The sequence below is a fragment of the Acinetobacter sp. YH12152 genome, assembly GCF_013418285.1.
GTDB classification, from domain to species: Bacteria; Pseudomonadota; Gammaproteobacteria; order Pseudomonadales; family Moraxellaceae; genus Acinetobacter; species Acinetobacter amyesii.
The window spans coordinates 1-1,248 of the sequence record NZ_VPCH01000120.1 but is presented as its reverse complement, the minus strand read 5'-3'; the positions used below and the strand labels follow the sequence as shown (position 1 = coordinate 1,248).

Annotated in this window: 1 protein-coding gene and 2 pseudogenes; 2 read left to right on the top strand and 1 reads right to left on the bottom strand. The window is 35.3% G+C overall.

The window, feature by feature from the left end:
• Positions 1–89, top strand: a pseudogene (locus FTU83_RS17250) (IS5/IS1182 family transposase); the annotation flags it as partial.
• A 159-nt stretch (positions 90–248) separates the two neighbouring features.
• On the top strand, positions 249–860 hold the full coding sequence (locus FTU83_RS17245) for a hypothetical protein (protein WP_257222675.1): 612 nt from the start codon (positions 249–251) through the stop codon (positions 858–860).
• On the opposite strand, the pseudogene FTU83_RS17240 reads toward FTU83_RS17245, so the two are convergent.
• Positions 811–1,119, bottom strand: a pseudogene (locus FTU83_RS17240) (IS3 family transposase); the annotation flags it as partial. The gene FTU83_RS17245 and the pseudogene FTU83_RS17240 overlap by 50 nt on opposite strands.
• Positions 1,120–1,248: the final 129 nt, after the last annotated feature.

The window sequence follows — 1,248 nt, the reverse complement described above, 5'->3', positions numbered from 1 at the left end:
GAGGAATTGCCACAAGATACGATAAGCTAAAACGTAACTATCAAAGCGCTGTTGCTTTAGCTTGTATATTTATATGGTTGCCTCTTTAGCTCAATTTATCGGCTGTAAATGTCAACACACCCTAAGCTATTTCTTCTTAATGATAAGTATATTATGGCTTTTTTGTGATTTTTGTCACATAATTATATCTTGATAAGATTTTAAATTTAAAACAAGTGTATTTAAAAAGGGAAATGATAGGGGATATTATGATTAAATTTCCATTTGGGTTAGTTGTTGTATCTATAGGGTTGGCGGCATGTACTTCTAATCCATATACAAAAACATTAGATCTGCGTTTTCAGAATAAAACAGCAGCAAATACACAAACAATACATGTACAGAGAGATGTACTGTTGTGTGCAGGCGATATTGCTGAAATACAAAACTGCCCGATAGAATTTTATATTGACAGTATTAAGTCGGGTACGTTCTATGTAGGCAATTCTGCTAATTATCATTTAAAACCAGAAAGTTACAATTTCAAAGTAAAAAACTGTACTGAAGAATCATGCCAAAGTTGTGATGTTGACTTAAACGTAGGAAAGCTAACAAGCAATGAATTTGTACTCTCTGTCAATACAGACGGTAAACCTTTTATTTCCAATAATGGTCAGCCTTTAAGTTGTGAGGTGAAGCATCAGGTTGCTGCTCAGGAACAGACAATACGAGTAGATTTAGCTGCGGACACTTTATTTAAATTTAACGGTTCTTCCTTGAATGATTTACTGATATACGCTGAATTATCAGGAGACTTTCCCTTGGGAGATTCTAGGCAGCCAACTTATAAAAGTCTTCGGCCATTTGATTTGGTGTCTTAAAACCCAAACCCTTTTGAATTCTTCGATGATTATAAAATAACTCAATGTATTTTATAATATCTGCTTTGGCTTCTTCTCTGGTTTGATAGTTGTAATGATGCACTAACTCATTTTTCAGTATTCCCCAAAAGCTTTCAATCGGTGCATTATCGTAACAGTCTCCGCGCTTGCTCATTGAACCTTGAAAACCATATTGCTCAAGTATATTTCGATATTCATGGCTGCAATATTCACTTCCTCTGTCTGAATGCACAATCAGTTTGAACCGTACCGGGTTTGTCGGAGACTTTTTTATTTAAGTTAGGCCACCTGACCTAACGGGTTAATCTTATCATAGTACATTGCTTCAAACTCAAAAGGCGATACATAACCCAGTGCACTGTGTACA